This is a genomic window from Haladaptatus sp. ZSTT2 (genome assembly GCF_037081775.1).
Classification (GTDB): Archaea; Halobacteriota; Halobacteria; order Halobacteriales; family Halococcaceae; genus QDMS2.
On sequence record NZ_JBAMHQ010000001.1, the window covers coordinates 1509120 to 1533111 of the forward strand.

General features: G+C 61.7%; 29 protein-coding genes. 20 read left to right on the top strand and 9 right to left on the bottom strand.

The genetic code is table 11. The features are described 5' to 3' along the window. Nucleotides 1-35: 35 nt before the first annotated feature. A complete protein-coding gene (locus V5N13_RS08245; protein WP_336360375.1) occupies nucleotides 36-221 on the bottom strand; it encodes a hypothetical protein in 186 nt (61 codons plus the stop codon). Between the two features lie 136 nt (nucleotides 222-357). Here V5N13_RS08245 and V5N13_RS08250 point away from each other — a divergent pair, with 136 nt between their 5' ends. Together V5N13_RS08250 and V5N13_RS08255 are read left to right on the top strand one after the other, a co-directional pair. Next, nucleotides 358-672 (top strand): hypothetical protein, encoded by a 315-nt coding sequence (locus tag V5N13_RS08250; protein ID WP_336360376.1) that lies wholly within the window; start codon nucleotides 358-360, stop codon nucleotides 670-672. A 64-nt stretch (nucleotides 673-736) separates the two neighbouring features. Continuing rightward, complete coding sequence (locus V5N13_RS08255) at nucleotides 737-958, top strand: hypothetical protein (RefSeq protein ID WP_336360377.1); 222 nt, start codon at nucleotides 737-739, stop codon at nucleotides 956-958. On the opposite strand, the gene V5N13_RS08260 is transcribed toward V5N13_RS08255, so the two are convergent. Then, on the bottom strand, nucleotides 955-2178 hold the full coding sequence (locus V5N13_RS08260; protein WP_336360378.1) for a CobW family GTP-binding protein: 1224 nt from the start codon (nucleotides 2176-2178) through the stop codon (nucleotides 955-957). The two genes, V5N13_RS08255 and V5N13_RS08260, sit on opposite strands and share 4 nt — an antisense overlap. A gap of 94 nt (nucleotides 2179-2272) precedes the next feature. On the opposite strand from V5N13_RS08260, the gene V5N13_RS08265 reads away from it, so the two are divergent. The 3 genes from V5N13_RS08265 (at nucleotide 2273) to V5N13_RS08275 (ending at nucleotide 5484) form a co-directional block, all read left to right on the top strand. After that, on the top strand, nucleotides 2273-2569 hold the full coding sequence (locus V5N13_RS08265) for a hypothetical protein (RefSeq protein ID WP_332897430.1): 297 nt from the start codon (nucleotides 2273-2275) through the stop codon (nucleotides 2567-2569). Between the two features lie 2 nt (nucleotides 2570-2571). Next, nucleotides 2572-3528 (top strand): ArsA family ATPase, encoded by a 957-nt coding sequence (locus V5N13_RS08270; protein ID WP_336360379.1) that lies wholly within the window; start codon nucleotides 2572-2574, stop codon nucleotides 3526-3528. A 120-nt stretch (nucleotides 3529-3648) separates the two neighbouring features. Beyond that, the gene (locus V5N13_RS08275) at nucleotides 3649-5484 is read left to right on the top strand and encodes a carbon starvation CstA family protein (RefSeq protein ID WP_336361425.1); all 1836 of its coding nucleotides are present in this window, start codon (nucleotides 3649-3651) and stop codon (nucleotides 5482-5484) included. 30 nt (nucleotides 5485-5514) lie between these two features. Here the strand turns inward: V5N13_RS08275 and V5N13_RS08280 are convergent, their stop codons facing one another. Then, nucleotides 5515-6105, bottom strand: coding sequence for a hypothetical protein (locus V5N13_RS08280; protein WP_336360380.1), 591 nt, complete (start codon nucleotides 6103-6105; stop codon nucleotides 5515-5517). Between the two features lie 179 nt (nucleotides 6106-6284). Between V5N13_RS08280 and V5N13_RS08285 the strand changes: the two genes are divergently transcribed. From V5N13_RS08285 to V5N13_RS08295, 3 genes are all read left to right on the top strand, one after another. Beyond that, nucleotides 6285-6476, top strand: coding sequence for a hypothetical protein (locus V5N13_RS08285; protein ID WP_336360381.1), 192 nt, complete (start codon nucleotides 6285-6287; stop codon nucleotides 6474-6476). A 54-nt stretch (nucleotides 6477-6530) separates the two neighbouring features. Next, on the top strand, nucleotides 6531-7211 hold the full coding sequence (locus tag V5N13_RS08290) for a DUF5828 family protein (protein WP_336360382.1): 681 nt from the start codon (nucleotides 6531-6533) through the stop codon (nucleotides 7209-7211). 135 nt (nucleotides 7212-7346) lie between these two features. Continuing rightward, the gene (locus tag V5N13_RS08295; RefSeq protein WP_336360383.1) at nucleotides 7347-8537 is read left to right on the top strand and encodes an inorganic phosphate transporter; all 1191 of its coding nucleotides are present in this window, start codon (nucleotides 7347-7349) and stop codon (nucleotides 8535-8537) included. Here the strand turns inward: V5N13_RS08295 and V5N13_RS08300 are convergent. After that, complete coding sequence (locus V5N13_RS08300; RefSeq protein WP_332897436.1) at nucleotides 8532-9920, bottom strand: hemolysin family protein; 1389 nt, start codon at nucleotides 9918-9920, stop codon at nucleotides 8532-8534. The two genes, V5N13_RS08295 and V5N13_RS08300, sit on opposite strands and share 6 nt — an antisense overlap. A gap of 91 nt (nucleotides 9921-10011) precedes the next feature. Here V5N13_RS08300 and V5N13_RS08305 point away from each other — a divergent pair, with 91 nt between their 5' ends. Genes V5N13_RS08305 through V5N13_RS08315 form a run of 3 tightly spaced genes read left to right on the top strand, consistent with a single transcriptional unit; the run spans nucleotide 10012 to nucleotide 11375 of the window. After that, nucleotides 10012-10275 (top strand): glutaredoxin family protein, encoded by a 264-nt coding sequence (locus V5N13_RS08305; protein ID WP_332897437.1) that lies wholly within the window; start codon nucleotides 10012-10014, stop codon nucleotides 10273-10275. Next, nucleotides 10275-10778 (top strand): redoxin domain-containing protein, encoded by a 504-nt coding sequence (locus tag V5N13_RS08310; RefSeq protein ID WP_336360384.1) that lies wholly within the window; start codon nucleotides 10275-10277, stop codon nucleotides 10776-10778. The genes V5N13_RS08305 and V5N13_RS08310 overlap by 1 nt, the downstream gene beginning before the upstream one ends. Nucleotides 10779-10781: 3 nt before the next feature. Then, a complete protein-coding gene (locus tag V5N13_RS08315) occupies nucleotides 10782-11375 on the top strand; it encodes an L-threonylcarbamoyladenylate synthase (RefSeq protein ID WP_336360385.1) in 594 nt (197 codons plus the stop codon). Here V5N13_RS08315 and V5N13_RS08320 read toward each other — a convergent pair. Both V5N13_RS08320 and V5N13_RS08325 read right to left on the bottom strand, forming a co-directional pair. After that, nucleotides 11361-12005 (bottom strand): CRISPR-associated protein Cas4, encoded by a 645-nt coding sequence (locus tag V5N13_RS08320; protein WP_336360386.1) that lies wholly within the window; start codon nucleotides 12003-12005, stop codon nucleotides 11361-11363. The genes V5N13_RS08315 and V5N13_RS08320 overlap by 15 nt on opposite strands. Nucleotides 12006-12216: 211 nt before the next feature. Further along, a complete protein-coding gene (locus V5N13_RS08325; RefSeq protein ID WP_336360387.1) occupies nucleotides 12217-12810 on the bottom strand; it encodes a conditioned medium-induced protein 4 in 594 nt (197 codons plus the stop codon). 136 nt (nucleotides 12811-12946) lie between these two features. On the opposite strand from V5N13_RS08325, the gene V5N13_RS08330 reads away from it, so the two are divergent. From V5N13_RS08330 to V5N13_RS08355, 6 genes are all read left to right on the top strand, one after another. Continuing rightward, nucleotides 12947-13528, top strand: a complete 582-nt coding sequence (locus tag V5N13_RS08330) for a biotin transporter BioY (RefSeq protein ID WP_336360388.1) — start codon at nucleotides 12947-12949, stop codon at nucleotides 13526-13528. Next, on the top strand, nucleotides 13525-14226 hold the full coding sequence (locus V5N13_RS08335) for an energy-coupling factor ABC transporter ATP-binding protein (protein WP_336360389.1): 702 nt from the start codon (nucleotides 13525-13527) through the stop codon (nucleotides 14224-14226). The genes V5N13_RS08330 and V5N13_RS08335 overlap by 4 nt, the downstream gene beginning before the upstream one ends. Then, nucleotides 14220-14924, top strand: coding sequence for an energy-coupling factor transporter transmembrane component T family protein (locus tag V5N13_RS08340; protein ID WP_336360390.1), 705 nt, complete (start codon nucleotides 14220-14222; stop codon nucleotides 14922-14924). The genes V5N13_RS08335 and V5N13_RS08340 overlap by 7 nt, the downstream gene beginning before the upstream one ends. 95 nt (nucleotides 14925-15019) lie before the next feature. Next, nucleotides 15020-17110: a heterodisulfide reductase-related iron-sulfur binding cluster gene (locus V5N13_RS08345; RefSeq protein WP_336360391.1), complete on the top strand. Its 2091-nt coding sequence runs from the start codon at nucleotides 15020-15022 to the stop codon at nucleotides 17108-17110. Nucleotides 17111-17188: 78 nt separating this feature from the next. Continuing rightward, on the top strand, nucleotides 17189-18280 hold the full coding sequence (locus tag V5N13_RS08350; protein WP_336360392.1) for an aminopeptidase: 1092 nt from the start codon (nucleotides 17189-17191) through the stop codon (nucleotides 18278-18280). A gap of 198 nt (nucleotides 18281-18478) precedes the next feature. Further along, entirely contained in the window at nucleotides 18479-19126 is a 648-nt protein-coding gene (locus tag V5N13_RS08355; protein ID WP_336360393.1) for an NADPH-dependent F420 reductase, read from the top strand. Nucleotides 19127-19130: 4 nt separating this feature from the next. Here the strand turns inward: V5N13_RS08355 and V5N13_RS08360 are convergent, their stop codons facing one another. From V5N13_RS08360 to V5N13_RS08370, 3 genes are all read right to left on the bottom strand, one after another. Beyond that, entirely contained in the window at nucleotides 19131-20297 is a 1167-nt protein-coding gene (locus V5N13_RS08360) for a PQQ-binding-like beta-propeller repeat protein (RefSeq protein WP_336360394.1), read from the bottom strand. Between the two features lie 75 nt (nucleotides 20298-20372). Next, entirely contained in the window at nucleotides 20373-20654 is a 282-nt protein-coding gene (locus tag V5N13_RS08365) for a GNAT family N-acetyltransferase (protein WP_336361426.1), read from the bottom strand. Next, nucleotides 20655-20891, bottom strand: coding sequence for a hypothetical protein (locus tag V5N13_RS08370; protein WP_336360395.1), 237 nt, complete (start codon nucleotides 20889-20891; stop codon nucleotides 20655-20657). It lies immediately after the preceding gene. A gap of 90 nt (nucleotides 20892-20981) precedes the next feature. On the opposite strand from V5N13_RS08370, the gene hemB reads away from it, so the two are divergent. The 3 genes from hemB (at nucleotide 20982) to V5N13_RS08385 (ending at nucleotide 23977) form a co-directional block, all read left to right on the top strand. Beyond that, complete coding sequence (gene hemB / locus V5N13_RS08375) at nucleotides 20982-21962, top strand: porphobilinogen synthase (protein ID WP_336360396.1); 981 nt, start codon at nucleotides 20982-20984, stop codon at nucleotides 21960-21962. Between the two features lie 289 nt (nucleotides 21963-22251). Next, on the top strand, nucleotides 22252-23619 hold the full coding sequence (locus tag V5N13_RS08380; RefSeq protein WP_336360397.1) for an ammonium transporter: 1368 nt from the start codon (nucleotides 22252-22254) through the stop codon (nucleotides 23617-23619). Then, on the top strand, nucleotides 23612-23977 hold the full coding sequence (locus tag V5N13_RS08385) for a P-II family nitrogen regulator (protein WP_336360398.1): 366 nt from the start codon (nucleotides 23612-23614) through the stop codon (nucleotides 23975-23977). Before V5N13_RS08380 ends, V5N13_RS08385 begins: the two co-directional genes overlap by 8 nt. Nucleotides 23978-23992 lie beyond the last annotated feature (15 nt).

Here is a 23992-nt window from a genome sequence, read left to right on the forward strand (position 1 = left end):
CCATAAATGACCGGATGTGACCCACGGACGCGACACTATCGCATGATGACGAGATAGGTGAGCGCGGTCAACACGAGCGCGGCGGTCGCGACGTTCTCAAAGGTGAACGCAAGCAAGTCGATGAACGACGCACCCCAGACGACCACCGTCGCAAACAGCGCAGAGAGAACGAGATTCATCACGAAAAGGACGCGCGGGTCGCCCTGTGACTTCTGACTCATGGCCTTTCTCGCCGTTCCGGTGACTTATACTGTCGGGTGTCTCCGCAGAAACTCGCTGGAATCGGCCGTTTGCCGCAGGTAGTTCCGTGATAATCGATAAGACACATTCTTGGTACGTCATGGCGTACCATAAGGTATGGCGCTTCGGACTCGTCGCAACCAACCAATAGACCCCGTCCCGTTTCTCGTCGTCCTGTGTACGGCGTTCCTGCTCATCTTCTCTGCGGGGCCGGTGTACGTGCTTTCGCTGGGCGCGCCGATTCATACGGCGGTTGGCGCGTCTATCGCCGTTTTCCTCGGCTGTGCGGCCGTTATCTACTACCAGATGGTCTGGGTGGCCCGCCCCGAACTCGCTGGTGAGGTCCCCGCACAGGCTGTCCTCGAACGCTACTTCTACGGTATCATCGCCGCGTTGCTCGTGATGGTCCTCCTGAGTCTCCCGTTCCTCTAGCGGCCGTGCGCGAGGCACGGACACGCGAGATAGTACTATACACGACGACTCTGAGCACAGAGCTATGGGCCTGCTCGACACACTCAAAGAAACGTTCGAAGCGTCCACCCAATCGACCAATCGCGGCGGTGGAACCCGAGAATCGAAAGGTGCCTACTGGTGTCACGACTGCGCAGAGCGCATCCTCGACCTGAACTTTGAGGGAGAAACACCGCCTGCGTGTCCCGCGTGCGGTGACGACATGGCGTTCGAACGCTCGCCCGGTTCGACCGGCTGTGCCTGTTAGGGTTCTGCGAGCACGACGAGGTCGCCGAGTTCCGTCGGCAGTGGATTCTCAAAGGCGTCCCAGTCTGCGGCCATCTCCTCGTTGGTGAGCAAGCAGGCTTCGAGGTTTTCGCGCACGGTGGCTTCCTGTAAGTCGGTTCCAATGAACACGAGTTCCGTGCGTCGGTCGCCCCACTCGTCGTCCCAGTCGAGATTCGGTCTATTTGCCTTGTAGAGTTCTTGGTCGAGTTCCGACAGACTCGCAATCCACGGCCCCGACACCTCGATTCGCGCGGACGGGCCTGCCTGCCCGAAAACGAGTTTGTTGTCGCCACAGCCTGCCGCCCAGCACGCCCCTTTCGAGCGGATGATGCCCCGTGGCAGGTCGCCGAGGAGGGCTGCGATGCGCGTCGGGTGGAAGGGCCGTCGCGCGCGGAAGGTAAACGATGAGACGCCGTACACCGCCTCGGGGTGGGCATGGTCGTGGTGACTGTGCCCGTGGCTGTGGTCGTGTTCGTCGTCTGCGGCGAGCGCCTGTTTCCAGCCCGCCGCGTCGGCCGCCGTCTGCGGGTTGTAGAGATGCTGACCGAGGAGTTCGTGTGGGTCGAGTGCACCATGCGAGGTGTAGCGAAGTTCCGCGTCCGGGCGGAGGGCGCGAACCAGTTCCGCCACCGTCTCTAACTCCTCGTCGGTGACGAGGTCGGTTTTGTTCAACACGACCAGATTCGAGAACTCGACCTGTTCGATGAGCAGGTCTGAGAGCGGACGGGTGTCTGCGTCGTCTGTGTCGCGACGTTCCGGGATACCCTCACCGCCGAAGGCGTCAAAAAAGAGCCGTGAGTCAACGACGGTGACGAGTGAATCGACGGTATAGAGCGCCGCCGCGCGCGACTCAGTGGTGAACAGCCGGGCGACGGGTTCGGGTTCGCTGATGCCAGAGGACTCAACGACGAGGTGGTCGAAGTCGCGGTTCTGTGCGAGGCGGACGACGGCTTCGTTCAGGTCGTCTTGGAGCTCACAGCAGATACAGCCATTCGAGAGTTCGGTGACGCCACCGTCTGCGACCGAGAGTTCTGAGTTGTCACTCACGAGCGCCGCGTCGATGTTGATTTCGCCCATGTCGTTTACGAGCACGGCGATGTCGAGGTCGCCCGCGTTGTGCAGGAGGTGGTTGAGCAAGGTAGTCTTCCCCGCACCGAGGCTCCCCGAGAGAATCGTGACGGGAATGGCGTCCGCGTTCATGCCTGCTTCGTCGCTTGTGGAACACCTTCAGTGTTACCGAGTTGCACGCGGAGGCGACACTGTTTTATCCGACACCACAGGAGGTTGTGAACAGATGACACTCGCAGCGCGGATTGCGGCATTTCGGGAGGTGCTCGAAGAGTGGTTGGCCGGGCTGTATCACGGGATGATTGCCCATCCGGCCTACGAACTCGTAGAGAAGGAAGCAGAGGACGTAGAAGACGACTTCATGCTCGCGTGTTTCCCCGACGCGTTTGGCATCCCGAGCCCCATCTCCTACTACACCGCAGAACTCCTGCCGTACTTAGAAGACGAGTTCGAGGCATGGGAGCGGCGCATGTGGGACCGTGGGTCGATGCTCGAACGCAAGGGCCAGCAGTACCACTTCTAACCATGCGCAAATTCGTCTTCTTCGGCGGCAAAGGCGGTGTTGGCAAGACCACCGTCTCCTCTGCGTTCGCGCGCAAGTGTGCGACCGCGGACATGGACACACTGCTGGTTTCGACTGACCCCGCCCATAGCACCTCAGATGTGTTCGACCAGCAGTTTACGGACACGCCGAGTTCGGTCGAGGGCATCCCCAACTTGGACGCGATGGAAATCGACCCCGACGAGGAGGTTTCGAGACATCTCATGGAGACCAAACGCGCGCTCTCAGACCAAGTGAGCGCGGCGATGGTCAACCAAATCGACCGCCAAATCGAGATGGCACACCAGACGCCCGGCGCCTACGAGGCGGCGCTGTTCGACCGGTTCGTGGACGTGATGCGAAACTCCCCGACGTACGACCGCGTCGTGTTCGACACTTCGCCCACGGGCGGCACCCTCCGGTTGCTCTCGCTTCCTGAGTTCCTCGACGGCTGGATTCAACGCCTGCTGCTCAAGCGAAAACAGAGCGTTAAGCTGTACGAGCGGGCGGCGATTGGCAACAACGAACCGCGGCGCATGATGGACGGCGACCCCATCATCGAGCGCCTGCAAAAACGAAAGGAGATGTTCGAGTTCGCCACCGAAACGCTCCGCGAGGACGCGGCCTTCTTCCTCGTGTTCAACCCAGACCAGCTCTCGATTCGAGAAAGCGAGCGTGCCATTGAGCAACTCGAAAGCCAAGAGTTGCTTGTCGCGGGTCTCGTCGCAAACCGCCTGACACCGGAACCAGATCCGGACGAAGACGGGCGCGGGGCGCGCTATCTCCGCGACCGTGTGGCGACCGAGCGCGAGCGACTCGAAACCGCACACGACGTGTTCGGCCCGCCCATCGTCGCAGAAATCGAGACGCGAATTTCCGAAATCAAAGGCGAGTTCCTCACCGATGTTTCGAGCGAATTAGCTATTGATTTGACAATTTGAAGTTGGAAATAACGAGACGCTTACGCAGACTATTGCACCGGAAGCGACAATCCATCTAGGTAAAACAATAGTTAACCTTTATATACGATTTCTCCATGGTTGAGAATGAGTCACGCAACCATGGTACAGATAATTTGGCTGGTGTTAACATCGCTCATCCTGTTCACCGTCGGCTACCTGGGCTATTCGCGGTACCTCGCCCGGTTCGTTGACCTGGATGACAGTCGTGAAACGCCCGCCCACAAGTACGAAGACGGGCAAGAGTACGTTCCGGCGAAAAAGCCGGTGCTCCTTGGCCATCACTATTCAAGTATTGCAGGCGGTGCGCCGATTGTCGGCCCCATCACCGCCGCCGCAGTGTGGGGCTGGTTCCCCGCACTGCTCTGGATTGCCATCGGCAACCCGCTTTTAGGCAGTGTTCACGACTTCGTCTCGCTCGCGGCAAGTCTCCGCCACGAGGGGAAGTCCATCGGATACATCATCGGTGAGTACGTCGGCGAGCGCGGCAAGAACATGCTGCTCTGGTTCGCCTTCCTCACCATCATCCTCGTCGTCGCGGTGTTCGCCCTCGTGGTTGGCATCGTGTTCAATGCCTATCCGCAGGCGGCAACTGCGAGTCTGTTGTACATCGCGCTCGCGTTCATCTTCGGGGTGTACCTCTATCAGATGAACCTGCCGTTCCTCCCGGGAACGGTCGTGTTCGTCGCTGGCGTGTTCGCAAGCGTCTGGGTCGGTATCCAGTACCCAATCGCGCTCACGCCGCTCGCCGAGACACCGGCGACGTGGCCGAGCAACGTCATCATCCTGTTGAACGGGCCACTCCCCGTTCCGAACGTTATCAACGCAAACGTCGCGGCGTGGATTCCAATCGTCATGATTTACGCCGCAGCAGCGAGCGTCCTCCCGGTGTGGATGCTCCTGCAACCGCGTGACTACCTCTCCTCGTTCCTGCTCTACGCAGGTGTCGGTGGCGCACTGCTCGCCATCATCGTCGGCACGCTCGGCAGCGCGCTTGGCATCGGCGCAATCACGCCAAGCCAGCCACTCGTCATCAGCGACCAGATTCCGGCGTTCGCCGGCTTCTGGGGGACAACCGGTTCCACGCCATTGTTCCCGTTGCTGTTCATCACCATCGCGTGCGGGACAATCAGCGGGTTCCACTCACTCGTCTCCTCGGGGACGACCTCGAAACAGCTCCACAAGGAATCTGACGCCCGCGTCATCGGCTACGGTGGCATGCTCGGCGAAGGCCTGCTCGCCACCATCGCACTCGGAACGATCGCCATCGCTGGCGTGACCGCCGGCACTGGCATCGGCCGGGCACTGCCCAACTTCGCAGCGGGCGGTGGCATCATGCTCACCAGCTTTGGCATTCCAGCGGCCTACGGTGCGCCGTTCATGGGCCTCGTGCTCGTGAGCTTCCTGCTCACCAGTACGGACACCGCCGTGCGTCTCGGGCGCTACATGATGGAAGAAATCGTGGGCACGCCCGAATCGAGCGTCGAATCGCTCGCCGCGAACCGCTACTCGAACGCCGTTATCCAGACCGTCCCCGCTTACGTCCTCATCACGAGTGGGTCGTGGCTCACGCTCTGGCAGCTGTTCGGCGGCGCGAATCAGTTGCTCGCTGCCCTCGCACTCCTGACGGCGACCGTGTGGCTTGCAAACTGGGACGAGAGCAAGCAGCTCATCTCGACGGGCGTCCCGATGGCGGTGATGGTCTCTATCACCATCCTCGGGCTCGGTTGGCTCGCGTTCTACGAGAATATCTACGCCAAGTTCTTGAGCGACGCGTGGATGGCCGAGGCAACACTAAGCGCCCAACTCTCTGCGGTCGTACAGATTGTGTTGGCACTCACACTGATTGGACTCGCACTCGCGCTCGTCCGTATCGGCTACACCAACATCAAAGACGCTCGAGCTGGAACCTCCATCGCGCAACCGAGCGACGACTGACGCAGAACCAGTTTTTCTTTTTTCGACCGCTTAGCGCCGCAGCCGTCCAAGCAGGCGCGAGACGAAGCCCGGTTTTTCGAGATCGAGGTCGGCCCACAGCGAAAAGGCCTGTGCGACGTCCGCGCTCTCGCTTGCGACGATATCCTCGCGCTGTGGGGCGACGACGATGAGGCTGATTTCGTAGTGGCCGTAGTAGCCGTATTTGATGAGCGTCCGGTCGCTGAACGTGTCGACAAACGAGCGAACATCCTCAGAGATTTCGGGGACGACGAATGCGTAGGTGAAATCCGTGCCAAAGTGCGTTTCGTCAGCCGCGATCCACTCGTCTGCGAGGTCGTGAGCCAGCTCGACGGCGCGTTCTAAATCGGCCACCGAGAGCGTCGGCCGGCGTTGGACGAACAGGTGTTCTTCTGACTCGTGGTTGGCGTAGTTGATGGAGGGGTGAAGAAACTGTTTTTGGGTCTGAAGGTTCATCCGCCCATACAGCGTGTACGTCTCGCCACGGACGCGCCGGTCTTTTTCGAGGTCGTAGTTGAACATCAGCCGGTCGCTCACCCGGTCTACGTAGGCGTCTTCCCAGTCGGGAACGGCTGGTTCCTCCGGTTCTGTCCCCTCGGTCATGGTCGCCTCCCGTCGCGCGCAAACCCGGCTCGAAGATACATGTGTGTGCAGATAGCATGGACGCTAAAAAAGCCCGTCGGGGTTCTCCGAACACCAATAGTTAACATCATCGTCGGCACAGTAGCGTGTAAGAGTGAGTCATGGGAGGGAAAAACGTCGAAACCTGCGGTCGGTGCGCGATGAGTTCCGTCGTGTCGGTCACGACCGACGGCAAAGACAGCGAGGACCGCGAGCGACACGACCCCTTTGGCACCGCTCGCATCGAAGTCGATGACGACGACTTACGGACGGTGTCGCCCGGCGCGTGGCTGTCGGGGCTGCAAGCGCGGCTTGACAACCTGGCGACGCGGCTGACCTACGGACGCGACTGATTGTACACCAGCGGTGACGTTTTATACTGGCCCAGCCAAGGCCTGTGCTAAGCGATGGAAGAGAGTATCTCCGGATTCAAACGTCGGGGGTCGTGGGGCGATATCGTCGAACACGGCGAGCGCATCACGCGTGCGCTGCGCGACCTCGGGATAGATGGTGAGGCCTTCGAAGCGTGGGACGAATGGCGGCCAAAGAGCCACGAACGACTCGACGAGGACGTAAGTGAGAAAACCGCGAAGCAAGCCTCCATCAGCGAGGGGCGGGGGGAGAAAGCGGGCAAAGAACCGAATGACGACCTGAAGACAGCGGGCAAGAAGCTGTCCGAGTCCTACGAGAAGTTAGACGACCCGGATGAGGCGATGGGGCGGTGGAACGAATCCATCGACTACGTCGCGCGTGCGGCGGACTCCGCGGGGCGCAAAGCCATCCGCAAGGTCGAAGACACCGTCTATCGCAAGGTCATGACCCAACTCGCACCGTACTACTTCGACAACGAACTCGTGAGCGCGAACCTCCAGCAAACCGCGCGCTTCGAGGCTGAAGAGACGTTCGTCTTCGAGGTGAACGTCAACGACGACGCGGTGAAAGCGCAGGTTTCAGACCTCCTCACCGAGTACGAAGACACCATCGACCGCTGGCACATCGACATCGAAAAACAGACCGAGACGGTCGAAGCCGCAGAGGGCGTCGAAGCCCCCGAGTCAAAAGGGCGGTCGCGTTCGACGACGAACTGACTGGGTGCGTTTTTTCGCGGACGCGGCGAGATTGGTGGTCAGACGTTCATGAGAAATAGCACCACCGACACGGCGATGCCCGTGAAATGTTCCAGCCGATAGTGTAATACCGACACCGACTGTAGGCCTGCCCAGATGGTCGACGCAGGGACACTCCTGACAGTCGTCGTTGCCGGTGGCGCGAGTTTCTTCATGGCCTGGGCAATCGGAGCCGGTTCCTCAGGCTCGACACCGTTCGCACCCGCCGTCGGAGCGAACGCTATCTCTGTCATGCGCGCCGGATTCATCGTTGGCCTGCTCGGCCTCGCCGGAGCCATCTTACAGGGCGCAAACGTCTCAGAGGCCGTTGGCAGAGAGCTCATTACGGGCGTCTCGCTGTCGCCACTCGCGGCGACGGTTGCCTTGCTCACCGCCGCGACGCTCGTCGCAATCGGTGTGTTCGCGGGATACCCCATCGCCACCGCATTCACCGTGACCGGCGCGGTTGTCGGCGTGGGCCTCGCCGCGGGCGGGAATCCTGCGTGGGCGAAGTACCAGCAGATAACCATCCTCTGGGTGCTCGTGCCCTTTGTCGGCGGCGGGACGGCCTACGCCACCGCACGCCTGCTCAGAAGTCCGAACGTCAACGAAGAACTTGCCGTCCCCGCACTCGCCGGCCTCATCGGCCTCATCCTCGCGAACGTCGAGTTCGCCATCTTCGGCCCACCGGGATTCGGCGACTCCTTTGCGGCACTGATGGCAAAGCAGGCGTCAAGCCCGCCGATTTTCGGCATCCCACTCATTCACATTCTCGTCTCGCTGGCCGTGGCGCTCACCGTGGCACTGTTGCTCGCCCGCGACATTCGTGGGAACAAAGCGCGCGGCCAGCGCCACTTCCTGCTCGCTCTCGGCGGTCTGGTCGCCTTCTCGGCCGGCGGCAGTCAGGTTGGCCTCGCCATCGGCCCGATGCTTCCGCTGCTCGAACCCTACACGATTCCGCTCACGGCAACGCTCGTCGGCGGCGGGTGTGGCCTCTTACTTGGCAGTTGGACCGGCGCGCCGCGTATGATAAAGGCGCTCGCCCAAGACTACTCCTCGCTCGGGCCGCGGCGGTCGATTGCCGCGCTCATCCCGTCGTTTGCGATTGCCCAAGTTGCGGTGTTCCTCGGCGTCCCCGTCTCGTTCAACGAAATCATCGTGAGTGCCATTATCGGCAGCGGCTATGCGGCACAAAACGCCGGTGTCAGCCGGAAGAAAATGGTGTTTACCGTCCTCGCGTGGATTGGGTCGCTCGCCCTCGCCCTCGGCGTGGGCTACGGGCTGTTTTCCGCCGTTTCGAGCCTATGAGGAGACTTCTTCGGGGTCTGTCTCTTCGAGTTCTTCGTCCGGCGTAATCGAGACGCGCGCTTTCATGATGCGGGTGTTCTCGACCTTCTCAACTTGGATGCGGACGCCGTCGTAGGTGATGACCTCACCCTCTTCGACGAGCCGACCCACGCGGTTGAAGATGAACCCGGCGATGGTCTCGAACTCCTCGCCTTCAGGCAGGTCAATTTCGAGCGCGTCGTTCACCTCGTCGATGTTGACCTCGCCGCGGACGAGCGCGGTGGTCTCGTCTAAGAACTCGATTGGCTCTTCTTCCTCGCTTTCGAGTATCTCACCGACGATTTCCTCGGTCATGTCCTCGGTGGTCGCAAGCCCTTCGGTCGTCCCGAACTCGTCGATGACGATGACCATGTGCATGCGCTCTTTGCGCATCTCTGCGAGCAGGTCATCGACGTTTTTGGATTCGGGGACGTGGAGAACCGGCTCCAACAGGTCTTCTAAGTTGAGGTTCTCGCCGCCCTCACCGTAGTTCAGGTCGCGCACGAGGTCGCGGATGTGGACGACGCCGAGGATGTTGTCGAGGCCGCCTTCGTACACGGGAATCCGCGCGTGGCCGCTCTGGACACACGTCTCGATGGCCTCTTCTAAGCTGGCATCTTTCGGCACGCCAGTCACGTCGAGGCGAGGCGTCATGACCTCCTTTACGATGGTACTGTTAAAGCGGAAGATGCGCTGGAGCATCTCGTGTTCTTCTTCCTCTAAGACACCTTCGCGCTCGCCGGTTTCGAGCAGGTCTTGGAGTTCTTGGCGGGTGATGTACGAGGTTTCGATGGACGACCGCCCGCCGGTCACCTTGTTCACCAGCCGCGTGAGGTAGTCGAAAGTGACGACCAGCGGGAGCAAGATGTACTCAGAGAGTTTGAGCGGGCGGGCGATTTTGAGCGCCCACGACTCGGTGTTCTCGACGGCGTAGGACTTCGGCGCACTCTCACCGAACAGCAATACGAGCGCGGTGATGCCGAGGGTGGCGATGAGCACCGACTCGCCGCCGGAAAACCCGAGCAACGCAAGCAGCCCCGTCGCAATCGAGGACATGGCGATGTTGGCGATGTTGTTGCCAACGAGAATCGTCACTAACAGCCGATGCGGGTCATCTTTCAGGTCTTTCAGGACGCTCGCGCCGGGTTTGCCGTCTTCGACCAGCGACTCGACGCGGTGGGCGGCGAGCGAGAACATTGCAATCTCCGAAGAGGAGAAGAATGCAGACAGCGCGATGAGCCCGATAATTGCTACAACGCCGAGACCGATGAAGGTCCCATCGGCCACTTGCAACCCGAACACCTCGACGTCGAGGGGGACGGGTGGAGTTGCGACAAGTGGCGTCGTAGCCGCAGATATACCCATTAACGTGTCGCTATTGAGAGTGTGCAGGATTAAGAGTTGTCATACCTCAGTTGAGCGAAGCGCTCTTTGGCGTGACCCCCGAAGTGCGGGTATGTCAGACACTCCGTCGATTACGCTGTACCGGTTGCAGGCCTGTCCGTACTGCGAGCGCGTCGTGCGAAAGCTCCAAGAGTACGATGTCGAATACGACTCGCGGTTCGTCGAGGCGATGCACTCAGAGCGCAACGTCGTCAAGCGCATCAGCGGGAAGCGAACCGTCCCCGCCATCGTCGACGAGGAGACGGGCGTGACCATGTCAGAGAGCGCAAACATCGTCGCGTATCTCGACCGCGTCTACGGCGAGGAGGCAGCCTAATGGTCGATTTCGACGTCGTCGACCTTCCCGAGACAGACCACGTGGATGTCGGCGACACCGCCCCCGACTTCACGCGTCCGCTCGTAAACGAGGAGTACTGGGAGGACGTTGCACTCTCGGACCTGTTCGAAGATGGCCCGGTCCTGCTCGTCTTCCACCCGATGGACGGCGCGTTCCCCGCGACCTACATCTGGAACGAGATTCGCGACCGCAACTGGGGCGACCACCTGCAGGTCGTTGGCCTCTCTATCTCCTCGCCCTACGAGCACAAGACGTTCATCGCAGCACGCGAGATGGACTATCAGCTATTTTCAGACCCCGCAAACGAGGTCGCAGAGTCCTACGGCATCGTGAACGACTTAGACGGGATGGCAGGAATCGAAGAACCGCGCCCGGCCATCTTCCGCATCGATGAAGACGGCATCGTCGACTTCGCATGGGTCGCCTCCGAGTGGCCAGACTTCCCCGACTACGACGCCGTCGAAGAAGCCATCTCGAACTGAACGATGACGGTCAGTGACGCCGACATTGACCGCGCTGCACGCGCCATCCGCGACGGTGACGTGGTCATTTTCCCGACCGAAACCGTGTACGGGCTCGGAGCCGACGCACTCAACCCCGCCGCCATCGACCGCGTCTTCGAGCTAAAGGGCCGCGCCCGTGACAAGCCGCTCTCGCTCGGCGTGCCCGACGTGGAGACGGCGCTCGACTATACCACGCCGACCGACCGCGAACGGCGGTTCATGGAACAGTTCCTACCGGGGCCGGTGACGGTCATCGTCGAAGGCAAACCGGTGGTTCCAGACGAACTCACGGGTGGACTCGACAAGGTCGGCATTCGGATTCCCGACCACGAGGTGGCGCTCTCGCTCTTGGGCAAAGTCGATCCAGTGACCGCGACGAGCGCGAACATTAGCGGCCAGCCGAGCGCCCACGTCATCGAAGACATCGATCCGGAACTCCGCGAGGCCGTCGCTGTCGTCCTCGACGCGGGCGAAACCCGCGGCACCGAAAGCACCGTGGTCGACGTGGAAGCGGGCGTCATCCACCGCCGGGGCACCTTGGCCGACGACATCGAAGCGTGGCTAGGAGAGCAGTGAGCGCAACGAGCGTGTTTTCACCCCGCATTTGGTGCGAAAGTCACACGCGCCACACTTCTCGCGATTGTTGAGGCGGGGCGGCGGCCCGTCTAACGCGCGGACAGTTCGAAGCGCCCGACGATAGGTCGCCTTTTTGCGAGTCGTCAGGCACACCTCGCGGACGATGCCGTGAGTCGGGTACTCCACGAACGCGCGTTCGACCGGCGTTTCTCGCTCCCACGAGAGGGCCTTCGCCGCGGCGACGGCGTGGACGGTTTGGGGATGCCAGACACCGTTGGGGGGCGGCGACCCAGTGAACACAAGCGAGGGGGCAGGCGGGTCGTCAATGACTTTGTGCGCGATGCCACGGGCGTCTTTGCCTGTGAGGAGAACCCTCTCGTCAGCGGGGTCAGCGAGTTCATCGAATCGGTCGAATCGTGCGCGTGCGCAGTGTAGATTCGTTCGAAACTGCGTGGGCGTCACGGCGATTTCGGTGGGAAGTTCGTCCACCTCCAACAATTCAGGATATTGAAAGGCCAGTTTCCGTTTCGCAGCCACCTCGGGCGGTGGCGACCGGTCGGCTTCCCGACGCTCGTAGTACAACTGACGCGGGCAGTAGGCGGCGATCGCGAGGTCTCGGAACGTCGGCACAGCCCCCTCTGGTTCCGGAATCGAATATAAATTTCAGGGCGGAGACGGTGCGGTCGCTCAGGTAGTTAGAAAATTGATGCGTGCGGTGCTGTGCAGTGGCGGTAGCCATCCAGTGGGGTATCCGAACTCGCCGATGGCGAGTTCGGCCTTTTTCATGAAAGTTTTTGCGCTGAGCGGTGTGCGAAGCGCACCCGAAGCGGAAAAAGTTTCTCTAGAAGGAAACGTTCGACTCCATCCCCTCGGTCGCATCCTCAAGGCCAGTTTCGCGGGTGGATTTGGTCATTGAGGTGCTGAGGTTGGCGTCTAAGACTTCTTCGAAGTCGCTCACGAATCGGTCGCTGACGCGGCGGCGTGCGGCTTGGGCGTTGATGACGCGCTGAGCGCGGCGAACCGTGGCGTCGTCGGTGTCGAGGTCGGTGGCGATGGTCGTGACTGGGGTGTCGGCGGCGAGCGCGGTGCGGAGGGCGTCGAGGTCGAAGTCGGTGTCCACGTCGCTGTCGCGGACGAGGTGGAGGTCCATGCGCGCGTGGAACACGGTTTCTGGCGTCACGTCGAGCGTGGTGGCGATGGCGTCGTCGGATTCGTCTTCGTAGTAGGCTTCGACGAGGGTGGCGAGTTTCGCGTCCGTGAGTTCCGTCGTGAACGCGTAGCGCTCGCGCATCTTTGCGATGATGGCGGTGAGGCGTTTTCTCACCCCGGTTTTCGGCGTGAGCGACCCGCGGCTTGCTTCCTGTTGTTCGGTGACGGTGGTGTCGCCCGCGACCGAGAGGAAGAGATTTCGGAGGGATTCTGTTTTTTCGTCCATGGCTGCGATACCGAGAATCTGAGACCGTCGAAGGGTAAATAGCTGTTGGCGAGCCAAGTCGTCAACCGAAGAATTAACCGTGGTTGACGGGAAGGTGGAAGATGATGTTTGCAGTTGAACTTCCGGGTGAGCGCAGATGAGTGTCGATACGAGCGATGTGAACCTCGTTGGCGACGAAATCGTGTTGAACGTGGCGCGGGCGGCGCTGATGGCCGCGTTGACCGGCGCATTCGCGTACATTTCTTTCCCGATTCCGTTTTCGAGCGTGCCGTTTTCGATGCAAGTGCTCGGCGTGTTCCTTGCCGGACTCCTGCTCGGTCCCGTCTGGGGTGGCGCGTCAATGGCGCTCTACCTGCTCGCCGGAGCGGTTGGCGCACCCGTGTTCCAAGGCGGTGCGGCCGGAGTTGGCCACCTGTTCGGGAGCACCGCGGGCTACCTCTGGTCGTACTTGTTCGCGGCCGTTCTCATCGGCTTCATCGCCCACGGCGGCCTCGAAATCAAGCCAGCCGAAGAGCTTCCGGTACCCCGAATGGTGGTTGGGCTCCTCGTCGGGACCGCCGTCATCTACGGCCTTGGCGTCCTCGGCCTCATCGTGATTGCAGACCTCGGTGCGATGGCGGCGCTCACCGCAGGCGCGCTCGTGTTCATCCCCGGTGAGCTGTTGAAAATCGCCGCGGCCGTGGCAATTGTTCGGAGTGACCGTCTCGTCGCCGCATGATTGCGGTCGAGGGTCTCGTCCACCGGTACGCAGGCGTGGCGGCCGTAGACGACGTCTCGCTCTCGATAGCCGACGGCGAGTTTCTCATTCTCGCCGGGCCGAACGGCTCGGGTAAGACGACGCTCGTTCGTCACCTGAACGGCCTGCTCGAACCCGACGAGGGAAGCGTCTGCGTGAACGGGATTTCCGTACAAGACGACCTCGTCGCCGCGCGCGTCGCCGTGGGCATGGTGTTTCAAGACCCGCGCGACGGCTTCGTCGCCGCGACGGTTGGCGAAGACGTGCGCTTTGGCCCGGAGAATTTGGGACTCTCGCATGCAGAGATCGACCGCCGAGTCGACGCTGCGCTCGCGTCGGTGAACATGGCAGGCCGTGAGGCAGAGCGCATCGACCGGCTCTCGGGCGGCGAGCAAGAGCGCGTCGCCATCGCGGGCGCGCTTGCGATGGAACCCGATTTTCTCGTCCTTGACGAACCCTTCACCGGTCTCGACGAACCCGCCCGTCAGTCGGTGCTCGCGCGACTCGAATCCCTCCAGGAAGCCGGGACAGGCATCATCATCGTGACCCACGACCTGCGCGACGTGTTCTCGCTCGCAGACCGCGTCGTGGTGATGAGCGACGGGCAGATTGGGGTCTCTGGCACGCCGGAGGCGGTGCGCTCCGCTCTCTCAGACCTCGGCGTTCGCCCGCCATGTTGACGTACGAACCCGGCGAGTCGTTCGCCCACGCGCTCGACCCGCGAACCAAATTGGCGTTCCAGCTTGCGTTTGCGGTGGCGGCGTTCGCCCACACCACATTCGCGGGGTTGGCCGCGCTGTCGATTGTTGCGGGCGTCTCGCTGTGGGTGTCGGAGACGCCGCTTTTCGCCGCGTTGCGCGAGTTGCGCATCGTCCTCGCAGTGCTCGTGTTCGCGCCGATACTCGAAGGGCTGGTGCTCGGCCCGCCGTGGTTTTCGATTGCAGAGGCGACCGGCCCGGCGCTCGCCAGTTATCGCGCGGTGCTCATCGTGCTCGTCGCGGCGACATACGTCCGGACGACCCCAGCACGGGCCTCGCGGGCGGCGATTCAGCGCGTGATTCCCGGGAAGGCAGGCCAGTTTCTCGGGATGGGCGTCTCGCTCGTGTTCCGATTTTTGCCCGTGTTACTCGCGGATATTCGCCGGATGCGGCTGGCGATAGACGCCCGCCTTGGCGACCAGCGCTCGATTCCAGAGCGCGCGAGCATCATCGCGCTGTCTGGCCTCGCGCGGGCGTTCTCGCGCGCGGACACGCTCTCGCTAGCGCTCCGAGCGCGGTGTTTCGCATGGAATCCGACGCTCCCACGGCTACGCTTTGCGCGCCGCGACGTGCCCGGACTGGTGGCGGCGGCTGGGTTGGTGGCCGTCGCTTTCGTATAAACTTTAACTAAATTGTTCGTTTACGAAGACGGAGCCATGGCTAGGCTTGCGTGGGTGACAAGACTTAAGCGCGTATTGTTCCACGGTGATTATAGATGACACTCCTCCTTCAGGCGGGAGCAACGCAGACGCGGCCAACGTTTTGGCAGATCAGCCCAGTCGGTGAGGTGCTGTTCTACTATCTGGCCGCCGTCGTCGTCGCCGTGTTCCTCTACGGCGTCTACGACCGCTTTGCCCGCTACACCCGAGGCACGGACGACTGGTTCGAGCGCCTCGACGACCTTCCGGGGCGCATCGTGAGCGCCGTGAAAATCGTCGGCTCGAACGAGAAACAGTTCAACAGAGACCTCTATGGCGGCGTGATGCACGCCTTCATCATGTGGGGCTTTCTGACCCTGCTTATCGGGACGACCATCCTCGCCATCGACATGGACATCTGGACCAAGGCGCTTGGTCAACCGTCGTTCTTCGTAAACGAGTTCTACCTCTCGTACTCGCTCGTGATGGACGCCCTTGGTTTCCTGTTCGTCATCGGTATCGGCATGGCGCTCTACCGGCGCTACGCCGTCCGCAAAGACCGCCTCTGGGGCAAACACACCTCGCTCGAAGACGACCTCTTCATCTGGACGCTGTTCCTGCTCGGCGTCGGTGGCTACCTCACCGAGGGTATCCGTATCCTCGCACAGGACTTCCCCGGCTTCGAGACCGTGAGCTTCGTCGGCTGGTTCGTCGCAGACGTACTCAGAGTCGCGGGCGTCACGCCAGAACAGGCGCTTGCACTCTACCCGCTTTCGTGGTGGAGCCACGCGCTGCTCGCGCTCATCTTCGTCGCCGCGGTGCCGTACGCGAAGCCGTTCCACATGATTTCGAGTTTCGCAAACGTCGTCACCCGCGACGAGATGGCCGGCAAACGGCTTCCCGGCGTGCCCGCAGACGCCAGCCCGGACGAGATCGGCGCGTCCTCGATTGACGACTTCTCGTGGAAGCAGATCCTCGACCAGGACGCGTGTACGAAGTGTGGCCGGTGTTCGTCGGTCTGTCCGGCGAACGCCTCCGGCCGCCCGCTCGACCCACGCGACGTGATTCTCGACCTGAAATCCTACCGCGAAGGCCTCGACGCTGGCACCACCGAAGAGATGCCGATCATCGCAGACGGTGGCACAAGCGTCATTGACAGCCACACGATGGAGTCGTGTATGGCGTGTATGGCCTGCATGGACGCCTGCCCCGTCGAAATCGAGCACCTCTCCTCCTTTACGGAGATGAACCGGCGGCTCACCGAGTCGGGCCAGATGTCCGAGAACGTTCAGGAAGCCATGATGAACATCTTCTCGAACGGCAACTCCTTCGGTGACCCACAGCGCAAACGCGCAGACTGGACCGACCAGTTGGACTTCGAGATTCCGGACGCGCGCGAGGAACCCGTCGAGTACCTCTGGTACGTCGGTGACTACCCAAGCTACGACGAGCGCAACAAGCGCGTCGCTCGCGCCCTCGCCACCATCTTCCACGAGTCCGGCGTGAGCTTCGGGATTCTCTACGACGACGAGCAGAACGACGGCAACGACGTGCGCCGCGTCGGTGAGGAAGGCCTCTACGAGATGCTCACCGAGGACAACATCGCCGCCTTCGAGGACTGTGAGTTCGAGAAGGTCGTCTGTACCGACCCCCACTCCTACAACACGTTCAAAAACGAGTACCCAGACTTCGGCTGGGGCGGCGAAGTGTACCACTACACGCAAGTGGTCGAAGAACTCGTGAATTCGGGTACCCTCGGCCTCCGCGGAACCGAACTCGACTACACCGTCACGTACCACGACCCGTGTCACCTCGGGCGGTACAACGACGAGTACGAGGCACCCCGCGAAGTCATCCGCGCGACGGGCGTGATGCTCGATGAGATGCCGCGCAACCGTAGCAATTCGTTCTGTTGTGGCGGCGGTGGCGGCGGTCTCTGGATGGACTTCGAAGAGACCTCGAAACCGAGCGAAGAGCGCATCCGCGAAGCGCTTGAGGACACCGACACCGGCAGCGCCGTCGAGAAGTTCGTCGTCGCCTGCCCGATGTGCATGACGATGTACGAAGACGGCCGCAAGACCGGCGACTTCGAAGACGACATCGACGTCGTGGACATCTCCGAACTCGTCGTCGAAGCGCTCGGGGCAATGGACAAAGCGAACCTCTAATCGGCCCCTCGTTGTCCGATTTCTTACAGAAAGGTTGTTCTGCTGATTTTTAAGTGAACGCTTTCCGCATGTGTAGACATGGATTCTCGTATTCGTGAGCAAGCAGCGGTCATCGTCAATCACTCGACGGGCGTCGAACAGGGAGACAACGTCATCATCACCGGCTCTCCCGAGTCAGAAGACCTCATCGTCGCCGTCTCAGAGCTGTGTGGCGAAATTGGGGCGACCACAGAGGTCAAGATAAGCAGCGAGCGAGCGACGCGCGCCTACATGCGAGCGGTCGATGAAGACGATATCACGCTGAACGAGATGGCACTCGCGGGAATCGAGGCTGCGGATGTGTTCATCGCCATCCGCGGGCAGTCGAACATGAACGAGCAAAGCGACGTCCCACCGAAGAAAAACCAGAAGAAAGCAGCCGAGAACCGCGAGATTCAGGAAGCCTACTTAGAAAAGCGCTGGAACCTCACACAGTTCCCGACGAAAGCCGGCGCACAGAAAGCAGAGATGTCCACGGACGCCTACGAAAACTTCGTCTTCAGCGCGGTCAACAAAGACTGGGACGCCGTCAAAGAACACCAAGCGCAACTGGTCGAGATTCTCGAAGACGCAGACGAAGTCCACATCAAATCGGGCGACACGACGGACGTGACCATGTCAATCAAAGGTAATCTTGTGCTCAACGACAACGGCGAGCACAACATGCCCGGCGGCGAGGTGTTCACCGCGCCCGTCCCCGATTCCGTCGAGGGTGAAGTGCTGTTCGACAAGCCCGTGATGGTTCAGGGCCGGGAAGTCAACGGCGCGTGGCTCAAGTTCGAAAACGGCGAGGTCGTGGAGTTCACAGCAGACAAGAACGAAGACGTACTCAAAGCACTCCTCGACACGGACGACGGGGCACGTCGGCTCGGTGAACTGGGGATTGGGATGAATCGAGATATCGACCAGTTCACCTACAACATGCTGTTTGACGAAAAGATGGGCGACACCGTCCACATGGCCGTCGGCCGCGCCTACGACGACACCGTTGGCGAGGGCAACGAACGGAACGATTCGGTCGTGCACACCGACATGATTGTGGACATGAGCGAGGACTCGTTCATCACGGTGGATGGCGAGGTTATCCAGCGCAACGGCACGTTCATCTTCGAAGACGGCTTCGAGAAATAGACGCACGCAACGCGGTTTTTGGTGTCGGGCGAGACGCTTTGCGTCTCGCTGACCCCGTGAAACTTTCTTTCACAGGACAGGTTTTTCGTGCGCAACTCCTGTCGCGCACCCAAAAAGGTGCGACTGGCACGTTCCGGTGGGAAGACGGATTCGAGGGCTGAGACGCATCCTTATCTTTCACAGACACCTCCCTCAAGCATGGCAGCGAAACGTGTGGGAATTCTCGGGAGCGGGGACGTTGGACAGGCACTCGGTCGCGGCTTTGCCCGCCACGGCTACGAGGTCATGCTCGGCACACGCAGCACCGACAAACTCACCGAGTGGGTCGACGAAGTGGACGATGCCGGGTCGGTTGGCTCGTTCGCAGAGGCGGCCGCGTTTGGTGACATCGTCGTACTCGCGCTGAACGGCGAGGGTGCCGAGAACGCCCTTGAGATGGCTGGCCCCGAAAACTTCGCGGGCAAGCTCGTCCTCGACGCGACGAACCCGCTCGATTTCTCCGTGGGGATGCCACCTCACCTCTTTACCGGCGGCCAGGACTCACTTGGCGAGCGGATTCAGGCAAGACTACCGGACGCCCGCGTCGTGAAGTGCTTTAACACGGTGACGAACGCCCAGATGGTTGACCCGGAATTTGAGGGCGAAACGCCGAACATGTTCATCTGCGGGAACGATGAGGGGGCGAAAGCAGAAACCGACGACCTGCTCAAAGAACTCGGCTGGCCCGGCGCGTTCGACGTGGGCGACATCACCGCGGCGCGCTATCTCGAAGCGCTCGTGCCGCTCTGGGTGCGGGCTGGAAGCGAACTCGACACCTACATGCACGCGTTTACGGTCGTAAAGTAGCCAGCTACCCGAGTGCGTAGAGCCAGCCGTCGTTGAGCGCCACGTAGAGTCGGTCGTGGGCGGGAACGAGCGTCGCCCGAAGTGGTACATCGAGGCGCTCACGGAGCGACAGCTCGCGCGTCCAACGAGTCGACCCGGCTTCGAGGCCAGTGAGCAAGCCGTGTTCGGTTGCGAGCGCGACAGTCTGATTGGCGGCGACAAGCGGCGAGGCGACGCCGCCGTTGAGAAACGACCGCCACTGTACGTCGCCGGTCGCTGCGTCGAGGCCGGTCACGCGGCCGGTATTGTCTGCGGCGGTGACGGCGTCTGCGGTCACGCACGGACACGAGAGACCGATTTTCTCACCGAGCGTGCGCTCCCACACGCGCGTACTATCGGTTTCGAACACGCTGAGACCGCTCGCCGTGGTGGCGTAGACGCGACCGTTCGCCACGACGGGCGGGCGCGTGATCGGGACGGAAAGCCGACGCCGCCAGCGAACCTCGCCGGTCGCTGCGGTAAGCGAGACGAGCTCGCCGCCGTCTGCGACGAATACGGATTCGTCGTGGAGCGCCGCCCGTGGCCCGTTAGTTCGCGCGACGATGGACGTCGTCCACTGGCGGTCACCGTCGTGGCTAAACGACGAGACGCCGCCGCTTGGCGCGGCCGTGAGCACCACAATCCGGTCGTCGGTGACGACGGGCGGGCCGTGGGCGGCGCTGTCGAGAAAGTTCGTCCAGCGGGTGTCGCCGGTTTCTTTCTCGAACTTCGCAAGTCGCGGGCCGGACGGACCACTCGCCGTGACGAGGAGGCCGTCTTCGGTGACCGCGAGACCGCTCACCGTTTTGTGCGAAAAGTCGTGCGACCAGAGTTGGTCGCCATCGGGTGCAGAAAGCGCCGTCACCCGCGAATCCGCCGCGGCGTAGACGGTGTCCGTGTCGGTGACGACGTGCGGACTGACCGACCCGCCCGTCGTCGGTGCGAGGTGGCGAGTCCACGCCTCGGCTTGATTCTGGAGTGGGTCAGAAGCCGGATTTTGCCCCGTCCCTGCTGGGCCAAACCCAGCCATTGGCCACGGTGCAGTCGCCGTGAACTCCGCGACTGGGTCGGGCGGCGGCGACGTCGTCCGCCCACCAACACAGCCACAAACCCCAACACTGCCCACCAAAGAGAGAAAACCCCTACGTTGCATTATTGACAACTTCGCTGGTCGGTCAGTAAAGCGTGTTGAAATGTCAAAGAGCTATTTCATCGACCACGCGGCGTGTTACCATTCGTCCTCTAAGTTGGCGTAGTAGTGCGTATCGACGAACTCGCCGTCGTCGTACTCCTCGTCGCGGTGGGTGCCCTCGTGGGTGAAGCCAAGTTTCTCCCAGATGCGCTGGGAGGCGGGGTTCGTTTCGAGCACGCGCGTCTGCACGCGGTGGAGACGCTGTTCTGCAAAGGCAAAGTCGAGGATGAGCGTTGAGGCCGCCGTGCCGTAGCCGGTGCCGTGGAACTCGGGGTCGACCCAGATGGCAATCTCGGCGGGCGACTTTGAACAGCGTATTCATGCCGACCGGCGTGTGCCGTCGGGCGTGCAAATCAGCAGGTGAAACGAGTCGTCTTCTTTCGAAATGTGGTCTTCGAAGTACTGGCGCGTCTCGGCCATCGTCCGGGGAATGGTCGAGGTGAGCGGGCGGCGCACCGCGGGGTTGTTGATGTTGCGATTCATGAACGACAGGTCGTCTTCAGAAACCGTACAGAGCACCACGTCGTCACCAAGCAGGAATGGGTCGCCAGGCATATTGGAAAGTTGACTAGTGTGGTGAAAGCCGTTTTGAGATGCAAGCACCCATCCGAGAACCCTTTTAGCGTTCCTCACCCACGTGCGCACATGGACCTCACCCACCGGCCACGCCGTCTGCGAACCGACGGTGTGCGCCCCCTCGTGCGCGAAACCGAGCTGTCTGCGAGCGACCTCATCACGCCCGTGTTCGTTGATGCGACCATCGATGAACGCGTAGCGATTCAGTCGATGCCGGGCCACGAGCGCGTGCCACTCGATGAGATTGTAAATCGCGTCGAAGAGGTCAGAGAGACGGGCGTCGAAGCCATCATGCTGTTCGGCATTCCGCAGTCGAAAGACCCCGACGGTTCGCGGGCGTGGGCCGAAGACGGCGTGATTCAGGAGGCGACCCGCCGGATTACGGCGGAGACGGACGCCTACGTCATGACCGACATCTGCCTCTGTGAGTACACCGACCACGGCCACTGCGGGCCGCTTGAGGAGGGCGCACCCGAACACGCGCACATGACGGTGGACAACGACGCAACCCTGCCGTTGCTCCAGAAAATCGCCGTCTCGCACGCCGAAGCCGGAGCCGAGATGGTCGCTCCGAGCGGGATGATGGACGGGATGGTTGGCGCGATTCGAGAGGGACTGGACGAAGCCGGGCACACTGACGTGTCGATTATGGCGTACTCCGCGAAGTACCAGAGCGCGTTCTACGGGCCGTTTCGGGACGCAGCGGACGGCGCGCCCTCCTTTGGTGACCGGCGTCACTACCAGATGGACCCGGCGAACAAGCGCGAAGCGCTCCGCGAGGCCACGCTCGACGCCGAGCAAGGGGCAGACATCCTGATGGTCAAGCCCGCCCTGCCGTACCTCGATATCGTCTCCGACCTGCGCCGAGAGTTCGACCACCCGATTGCGGCGTACAACGTGAGCGGCGAGTATGCGATGCTCCACGCCGCCGCGGAGAAGGGGTGGCTGAATCTCGAAGCAGTCGCCTACGAATCGTTGCTCTCTGCAAAACGTGCGGGGGCAGACCTGATTCTCACCTACTTCGCCGCAGACCTCGCAGACCGGCTCTGAGGCGCGTCACGCGCGCCACGCGACGACAGCGCCACGAACGACAGTGGACAATTGTCCAGCTTTTTACTGGACGAACCGCTACTTTTGTGAAAGAGAATAACCTTAAATAGATAATAGTATCCCTAATATTCGCCGTTTGTTATTTTATGCATTTTGAAAATTGTGATTGTCAACTCTAACTTTTATATACTCAGTGATAGTCAACATCAAGCGTGATTTGGAACACTAAACACGAGGTTTGGGACGGATTGGTGGGCGAATGTCCAGTGTCATGTGCGGGAGTTGAACCATGACGGTACCACTGGCACTTGACCCAGCCATCATCGCCCAAGGTGTGAACAACACCTGGATTCTGATGGTCTCGTTCCTCATCTTCTTCATGCAGGCGGGCTTCGCCCTGCTCGAAGTCGGGCAGGTTCGCGCGAAGAACGTCGGTAACGTCCTGATGAAAAACATGATGGACTGGTCGCTTGGCGTCCTCGTCTACTTCTTCGCCGGACTCGCCATCGCGAGCATCGCGGCGGGACTCACCTCCAGTGGGTCGTACAACATCGCAGAGGCGTTCGCGTACATCAACAACCCCGATGCGTGGATTGGCTGGCTGTTCGGTGCGGTGTTCGCCATGACCGCCGCCACCATCGTCTCGGGCGCGGTCGCAGAGCGCATCAAGTTCAAGGCGTACGTCTTCTACTCGGTCGGCATCACCGCCGTTGTCTACCCCGTGATTCAGGGTTTCGCGTGGGGCGGCGGCCTGCTGTCTGCTGACGGGTTCATCGGCGCGGCGCTCGGCGTTGGCTACTTAGACTTCGCGGGCGCGACGGTCGTCCACATGCTCGGCGGCGTCGCCGGGCTCGTGGCCGCCTACATGGTCGGCCCACGCCGCGGCCGGTTCGACGAGAAGGGCAACAGCATCCCGATTCCGGGCCACTCGATCACCTTCGCGGTGCTCGGGACGCTCATCCTCGCCTTTGGCTGGTACGGCTTCAACGTCGGCACGCAGGCCGCCGTCCTCGAAGTCGCCGCAGACGGCGAATCACTCGTCTACAATGGCGCAGCGCTCGGGCGCGTCGCCCTCGTGACGACACTCGGCATGGGTGCCGGTGCGGTCGCGGCCTCGCTCATGACGACGTACACCGAAGGCAAGCCCGACCCACTGTTCACCGCAAACGGTCTGCTCGCGGGCCTCGTTGGCGTGACCGGTGCGGTTCCCCACGTCACGTGGTGGGGCGGCATCATCATCGGTCTACTCGCCGGTGCACAGGCTCCGCTCGTCTACCGCTTCGTCGTAGACAAGCTGAAAATCGACGACGTGTGTGGCGTCTTCCCGGTTCACGGTAGCGCCGGGGCGCTCGGCACGTTCCTGATTCCGGTCTTCGCCGTAGGCGGCTTCTCGGCCACCCAACTGCTGATGCAGGGCGTTGGCATCGTCGTCATCGCCGCCTGGACCATCGTCACGACGGTCATCATCTTCAAAATCGCAGACGCTGCGGTCGGCCTCAACGTCAGCGAAGAAGAGGAACTCGAAGGACTCGACCAGGGCGAACACGGCATCTCCGCGTACCCAGAGTTCGTTGGCAACAACAACCCAGACCGCGCGCTCGCCGGTGTGAGCACGGACGGTGGCGTCCGCACGGATGGAGGGAAGACCGATGAGTGAGACCCCGAACGACGGTGGCATCAAACTCGTCATGGCGTACATCCGCCCCGACAAGCTCGGCGACGTGAAAAAGGCGCTCGCGGAAGTCGGCGCACCGAGCATCTCGGTGACGAACGTCAGCGGCCGGGGCAGTCAACCCGCCAAGAAAGGCCAATGGCGTGGTGAGGAGTACACGGTCGACCTCCACCAGAAGGTCAAAGTCGAGTGTATCGTCGCCGACATCCCCGCAGAAACCGTCGTTGAGGCCATCGTCGAGGGTGCGAGTACCGGCCAACCGGGTGACGGCAAGGTGTTCGTCCTTCCGGTCGAGGAGGCCGTCCAGATTCGCACGGGCCTCGAAGGGACAAAGGCGGTCTGAGGGACCACCGCTTGC

Coding starts and splice junctions, on each gene's coding strand:
- V5N13_RS08255 (WP_336360377.1), top strand. CDS start 737: ATGGGCCTGCTCGACACACTCAAAGAAACGTTCGAAGCGTCCACCCAA.
- V5N13_RS08295 (WP_336360383.1), top strand. CDS start 7,347: ATGGTCGACGCAGGGACACTCCTGACAGTCGTCGTTGCCGGTGGCGCG.
- V5N13_RS08285 (WP_336360381.1), top strand. CDS start 6,285: ATGAGTTCCGTCGTGTCGGTCACGACCGACGGCAAAGACAGCGAGGAC.
- V5N13_RS08380 (WP_336360397.1), top strand. CDS start 22,252: ATGACGGTACCACTGGCACTTGACCCAGCCATCATCGCCCAAGGTGTG.
- V5N13_RS08370 (WP_336360395.1), bottom strand. CDS start 20,891: ATGCCTGGCGACCCATTCCTGCTTGGTGACGACGTGGTGCTCTGTACG.
- V5N13_RS08345 (WP_336360391.1), top strand. CDS start 15,020: ATGACACTCCTCCTTCAGGCGGGAGCAACGCAGACGCGGCCAACGTTT.
- V5N13_RS08340 (WP_336360390.1), top strand. CDS start 14,220: ATGTTGACGTACGAACCCGGCGAGTCGTTCGCCCACGCGCTCGACCCG.
- V5N13_RS08275 (WP_336361425.1), top strand. CDS start 3,649: ATGGTACAGATAATTTGGCTGGTGTTAACATCGCTCATCCTGTTCACC.
- V5N13_RS08335 (WP_336360389.1), top strand. CDS start 13,525: ATGATTGCGGTCGAGGGTCTCGTCCACCGGTACGCAGGCGTGGCGGCC.
- V5N13_RS08325 (WP_336360387.1), bottom strand. CDS start 12,810: ATGGACGAAAAAACAGAATCCCTCCGAAATCTCTTCCTCTCGGTCGCG.
- V5N13_RS08355 (WP_336360393.1), top strand. CDS start 18,479: ATGGCAGCGAAACGTGTGGGAATTCTCGGGAGCGGGGACGTTGGACAG.
- V5N13_RS08385 (WP_336360398.1), top strand. CDS start 23,612: ATGAGTGAGACCCCGAACGACGGTGGCATCAAACTCGTCATGGCGTAC.
- V5N13_RS08265 (WP_332897430.1), top strand. CDS start 2,273: ATGACACTCGCAGCGCGGATTGCGGCATTTCGGGAGGTGCTCGAAGAG.
- V5N13_RS08305 (WP_332897437.1), top strand. CDS start 10,012: ATGTCAGACACTCCGTCGATTACGCTGTACCGGTTGCAGGCCTGTCCG.
- hemB (WP_336360396.1), top strand. CDS start 20,982: ATGGACCTCACCCACCGGCCACGCCGTCTGCGAACCGACGGTGTGCGC.
- V5N13_RS08260 (WP_336360378.1), bottom strand. CDS start 2,178: ATGAACGCGGACGCCATTCCCGTCACGATTCTCTCGGGGAGCCTCGGT.
- V5N13_RS08315 (WP_336360385.1), top strand. CDS start 10,782: ATGACGGTCAGTGACGCCGACATTGACCGCGCTGCACGCGCCATCCGC.
- V5N13_RS08280 (WP_336360380.1), bottom strand. CDS start 6,105: ATGACCGAGGGGACAGAACCGGAGGAACCAGCCGTTCCCGACTGGGAA.
- V5N13_RS08245 (WP_336360375.1), bottom strand. CDS start 221: ATGAGTCAGAAGTCACAGGGCGACCCGCGCGTCCTTTTCGTGATGAAT.
- V5N13_RS08300 (WP_332897436.1), bottom strand. CDS start 9,920: ATGGGTATATCTGCGGCTACGACGCCACTTGTCGCAACTCCACCCGTC.
- V5N13_RS08330 (WP_336360388.1), top strand. CDS start 12,947: ATGAGTGTCGATACGAGCGATGTGAACCTCGTTGGCGACGAAATCGTG.
- V5N13_RS08290 (WP_336360382.1), top strand. CDS start 6,531: ATGGAAGAGAGTATCTCCGGATTCAAACGTCGGGGGTCGTGGGGCGAT.
- V5N13_RS08270 (WP_336360379.1), top strand. CDS start 2,572: ATGCGCAAATTCGTCTTCTTCGGCGGCAAAGGCGGTGTTGGCAAGACC.
- V5N13_RS08310 (WP_336360384.1), top strand. CDS start 10,275: ATGGTCGATTTCGACGTCGTCGACCTTCCCGAGACAGACCACGTGGAT.
- V5N13_RS08350 (WP_336360392.1), top strand. CDS start 17,189: ATGGATTCTCGTATTCGTGAGCAAGCAGCGGTCATCGTCAATCACTCG.
- V5N13_RS08360 (WP_336360394.1), bottom strand. CDS start 20,297: ATGCAACGTAGGGGTTTTCTCTCTTTGGTGGGCAGTGTTGGGGTTTGT.
- V5N13_RS08250 (WP_336360376.1), top strand. CDS start 358: ATGGCGCTTCGGACTCGTCGCAACCAACCAATAGACCCCGTCCCGTTT.